Genomic DNA, 4,537 nt, shown 5'->3' on the forward strand with positions numbered 1-4,537 from the left:
CCACCGCCCCTCCGGTCACCGGCTCGTCGCTCCAGTGCCGCAGCGCCCCCGCCTCCATGCGGATCTGGCCGCTCAGCGTCTCCAGGTCGTCCTCGGCGAAGCGCCGGGCGCGGTCCTGGGCGGCGAAGCGCAGGGAGTCCGCCGAGTCCTTGACGCGGGCCGTGCGCTCGCGGAGCTCGGGCAGGCAGGCCGCGACGCGGGCCTTGTCCGGCTCGTTCTCCAGGCGCTTGAGCTCGTCGTCCAGCTCGTGGCCGTGGGCGCTGAGCCGCTGGAAGAGGGCGAGCGCCTCGGACAGCGAGGCGTCGTCGGGTGCGGCGCTCTGCAGGGCGTCCTGCGTGGCGCGCATCGACGTGCGCAGGGACAGGCGCAGCTGGGCGACCTCCCCGGCCGGTCCCGGCTGGGCGAACTGCCGGGCCTTCAGCCGGGTGTCCTCGACCGTGCGGCGCGCCTGGCCGACGGTGCGGTCCACTCCTCGCTTGACCGCCCGGGCCGTCCTGACCGTGGCGATCACCCCGAGTGCGACGAGGACCGCGAAGATCAGAACGACGATCACGGCCACGGCTTCCATGACGCTCCTCGGCTGGGGGTGGGGACGACAGCTTTCCCTACGGTTTTTTGCTACGTCTCCACCGTAAACGGCACGGGCAGGCCAGGGGTTCCGAACGAACCCCCAACCTGCCCGTAGGGAAGAACCCTCAGTAGGCCGGACCGAACCTTACGCCGGGACGATGTTCACCAGCTTCGGCGCCCGCACGATGACCTTGCGGATGCCCGCGCCGCCCAGCGCCGCGACGACCGCCGGGTCGCCCAGCGCCACCTTCTCCAGCTCCTCGTCGGAGATGGACGGCGGGACCTCCAGCCGCGCCTTGACCTTGCCCTTGATCTGGACGACGCAGGTCACGGCCTCGTCGACCAGGTACGCAGGGTCGGCGACGGGGAAGTCCGCGTGCACCACGGAGCCGGAGCGGCCGAGCTTGTGCCACAGCTCCTCGGCGATGTGCGGGGCCAGCGGCGCGATCAGCAGCACCATGGCCTCGGCGACGGACCGCGGGACCTCGCTCAGCTTGGTCACGTGGTTGTTGAGCTCGGTGATCTTGGCGATGGCGGTGTTGAAGCGCAGGTTCGCCAGGTCCTGGCCGACGCCGTCGATCGCCTTGTGCAGGGCGCGCAGCGTGGCCTCGTCGGTCTCGGCGTCCACGACGGTGACCTCGCCGGTGGCCTCGTCGACGACGTTGCGCCACAGGCGCTGCAGCAGTCGGTACTGGCCGACGACGGCGCGGGTGTCCCACGGGCGGGAGACGTCCAGCGGGCCCATCGCCATCTCGTACAGGCGCAGGGTGTCGGCGCCGTACTCGGAGCAGATCTCGTCCGGCGTGACGGCGTTCTTCAGGGACTTGCCCATCTTGCCGAGGAGCCGGCTGACCTTCTCGCCCTGGTAGTAGTACGCGCCGCCGCGCTCCTCCACCTCGGTGGCGGGGACGGCGATGCCGCGGGCGTCGCGGTAGACGTACGCCTGGATCATGCCCTGGTTGTAGAGCTTGTGGAACGGCTCGGCCGAGGAGATGTGCCCCAGGTCGAAGAGGATCTTGGACCAGAAGCGGGCGTACAGCAGGTGCAGCACGGCGTGCTCGGCACCGCCGACGTACAGGTCGACGCCGCCGTGCGGCTGGCCCTCGCGCGGGCCCATCCAGTACTGCTCGGCCTCGGCGGAGACCAGCTTCTCGTCGTTGTGCGGGTCGAGGTAGCGCAGCTCGTACCAGCAGGAGCCCGCCCAGTTGGGCATGGTGTTGGTCTCGCGGCGGTAGCGCTTGGGGCCGTCGCCGAGGTCCAGCGTGACGTTGACCCACTCCTCGTTGCGGGAGAGCGGGGTCTCGGGCTCGGTGTCGGCGTCGTCGGGCTCGAAGGTCCGCGGCGAGTAGTCCTCGACCTCGGGCAGCTCCAGCGGCAGCATCGACTCGGGCAGCGAGTGGGCGACGCCCTGCTCGTCGTAGACGATCGGGAAGGGCTCGCCCCAGTAGCGCTGGCGGCTGAAGAGCCAGTCGCGCAGGCGGAAGTTGACGGTGGCCTCGCCGATGCCCTGCTCCGTCAGCCACTCGGCCATGCGGGTCTTCGCCTCGGTGACGACCAGGCCGTCCAGGGAGACGCCCTCGCCGGCCGAGTTGATGATCTCGGCGTCGTACGAGTCGAAGGACTCCGCCCAGGTGGACGGGTCGGTGCCGCGGTCGTCGGCCGGCTGCACGACGCAGTGCATCGGCAGGTCGAAGGCGCGCGCGAAGGCGAAGTCGCGGCTGTCGTGGGCGGGGACGGCCATGATCGCGCCGGTGCCGTAGCCCATCAGCACGTAGTCGGCGGTGAAGACGGGCAGCTTCTCGCCGTTGGCCGGGTTGATCGCGTAGACGCCGGTGAAGACGCCGGTCTTCTCCTTGGCGTCGGCCTGCCGCTCGACGTCGGACTTGGCGGCGGCCTCCTTGCGGTAGGCGGCGACGGCCTCGGCCGGGGTGGCGTGCCCGCCGGTCCAGTCCTCGTGCGTGCCCTCGGGCCAGGCGGCCGGGACGACCGAGCGGTGGGCCTCGTCCTCGGTGACGAGCTGGTGCTCGGGGGCGACGACCAGGTAGGTGGCGCCGAAGAGGGTGTCCTGGCGCGTGGTGAAGACGGTGACCTTGGCGTCCGCGTGGCCCTCGACGGCGAAGTCGACGCGGGCGCCGACGCTGCGGCCGATCCAGTTGCGCTGCTGGAGCTTGATGGCCTCGGGCCAGTCCAGGGCGTCCAGGTCCTCCAGCAGGCGGTCCGCGTAGGCGGTGATCCGCATGTTCCACTGGCGCAGCTTGGACTTGAAGACGGGGAAGTTGCCGCGCTCGGAGCGGCCGTCGGCGGTGACCTCCTCGTTGGCCAGGACGGTGCCCAGGCCGGGGCACCAGTTGACCGGCGAGTCGGAGGCGTAGGCCAGGCGGAAGCCGCCCAGGACGTCCTCGCGCTCGGCGGCGCTCAGCTCGCCCCACGCGCGCGTGCCCGGCACCTCACGCCGCCCGCTCTCGAACTGCGCGATCAGCTCGCTGATCGGGCGGGCCTTCTTCGCCTCCTCGTCGTACCAGGAGTTGAAGATCTGCAGGAAGATCCACTGGGTCCACTTGTAGTAGGCCGGGTCGATCGTGGCGAAGGAGCGGCGCTTGTCGTGGCCCAGGCCCAGGCGGCGCAGCTGCGCCTTCATGTTGACGATGTTGGCCTCGGTGGAGACCCGCGGGTGCGTGCCGGTCTGCACGGCGTACTGCTCGGCGGGCAGGCCGAAGGCGTCGAAGCCCAGGGTGTGCAGGACGTTGTGGCCGGTCATGCGGTGGTGGCGCGCGTAGACGTCGGTGGCGATGTAGCCGAGCGGGTGGCCGACGTGCAGGCCCGCACCCGAGGGGTACGGGAACATGTCCATGATGAACTTCTTGGGGCGGGCCACGACGGCGGGGTCGCCCGCCAGGTCACCGGTGGGGTTGGGCGCCTCGTAGGTGCCGTCGGCGTCCCAGAAGTCCTGCCAGCGTGCCTCGATGTCGGCGGCCAGCGCGGCCGTGTAGCGGTGCGGGGCAGCCACCTCGGCGGCGGTGTTGGTCTCGCTCATCGTCCTCAAAGCTCCATCGATCGTCGTCGTCTCTACCTGCGGCACCTGCGGAAATGAAAAATCCCCTCGCACAGGAGGGGACGCCGCGCCGATGCCGACCGTGGTCACCGGTCGGTGCTGATCAGCGCGGCCCGCTAAGCAGAAGGCGTACGGCACGCATGGGGTCAGGTTACCGCAGGGGCCGAAGGGGCCGCATCGAGGTTCAGGCCCTGGTACGGCTGCGCCGAACGAACCGACGTTAGCAGTGGTGAGACCCCTCGCGCCGGGGTTGCGCGAAGCGGACCGCACGCCGCCGGTGGGCTCCCTACGGTGCGGTGCCATGGACCTCCTCGACTTCCCCGACCGCACCGGTGGCGTCCTCGACCCGGCCCAGCCCGCCGCGACGGTGGTCCAAAGGCGCATAGGGGCGGACCGGCCGCGGCCGGGCGCCCCGGGCCGGGCCCGGTGAGCGCCGCACTCCCCGAGCAGCCGGCGGTCCTCTCCCTGGGGCCGCCGCGCCTGCTGGCCGGGCTGGACCGGGCGGCCCGGCTGGACCGCAGCGCGCACCTGTCGGTGCACGGCTCGCTGCCCGGGCACACCGAGGAGCAGCTGGCGGCGCTCGCGGAGGCGGTCGCGCTGCGCGGCCGCGGAGGCGCGGGCTTCCCGTTCGCGCAGAAGCTGCGGGCGGTCGGGCGGACGGCACAGCGGCGCAGCACCCGCCCCGCGGTGGTGGTCAACGGCTGCGAGGGCGATCCTTCCTGCCGCAAGGACGCCGTGCTGCTCGGCCGGGCGCCGCACCTGGTGCTGGACGGGGCGCTGCTGGCCGCGGCCGCCCTCGGCGCCGGCTCGGTGGTGGTCGGGGTGACCCGGGCGACGGCCGAGGCCTCGGTACGGGAGGCGCTCGCCGAGCGGGGCCTCACCGACCGGCACGGGCGGCCCGTGCGCGGCCTGTCC

3 protein-coding genes and 1 pseudogene are annotated in these 4,537 nt (G+C 72.1%); 2 read left to right on the plus strand and 2 right to left on the minus strand.

From position 1 onward, the window contains the following. A partial coding sequence (locus V7793_RS33885) for a hypothetical protein (RefSeq protein ID WP_336013533.1) occupies positions 1 to 568 on the minus strand: 568 nt, incomplete at its 3' end. A 147-nt stretch (positions 569 to 715) separates the two neighbouring features. Continuing rightward, positions 716 to 3,604, minus strand: a complete 2,889-nt coding sequence (locus tag V7793_RS33890) for a leucine--tRNA ligase (protein WP_336013534.1) — start codon at positions 3,602 to 3,604, stop codon at positions 716 to 718. Positions 3,605 to 3,923: 319 nt separating this feature from the next. Between V7793_RS33890 and V7793_RS33895 the strand changes: the two genes are divergently transcribed. Together V7793_RS33895 and V7793_RS33900 are read left to right on the plus strand one after the other, a co-directional pair. After that, positions 3,924 to 4,052 (plus strand): hypothetical protein, encoded by a 129-nt coding sequence (locus tag V7793_RS33895; RefSeq protein WP_336013535.1) that lies wholly within the window; start codon positions 3,924 to 3,926, stop codon positions 4,050 to 4,052. Next, a pseudogene (locus V7793_RS33900) lies at positions 4,049 to 4,537 on the plus strand (oxidoreductase); the annotation flags it as partial. The gene V7793_RS33895 and the pseudogene V7793_RS33900, both read left to right, overlap by 4 nt.

Source organism: Streptomyces sp. KLMMK, assembly GCF_036961605.1.
In the GTDB taxonomy this organism is placed as follows: domain Bacteria; phylum Actinomycetota; class Actinomycetes; order Streptomycetales; family Streptomycetaceae; genus Streptomyces; species Streptomyces telluris.

Bases quoted from the DNA above. Each gene is read 5' to 3' on its own strand.
- V7793_RS33890 (WP_336013534.1), bottom strand. From the start codon at position 3,604: ATGAGCGAGACCAACACCGCCGCCGAGGTGGCTGCCCCGCACCGCTAC.
- V7793_RS33895 (WP_336013535.1), top strand. From the start codon at position 3,924: ATGGACCTCCTCGACTTCCCCGACCGCACCGGTGGCGTCCTCGACCCG.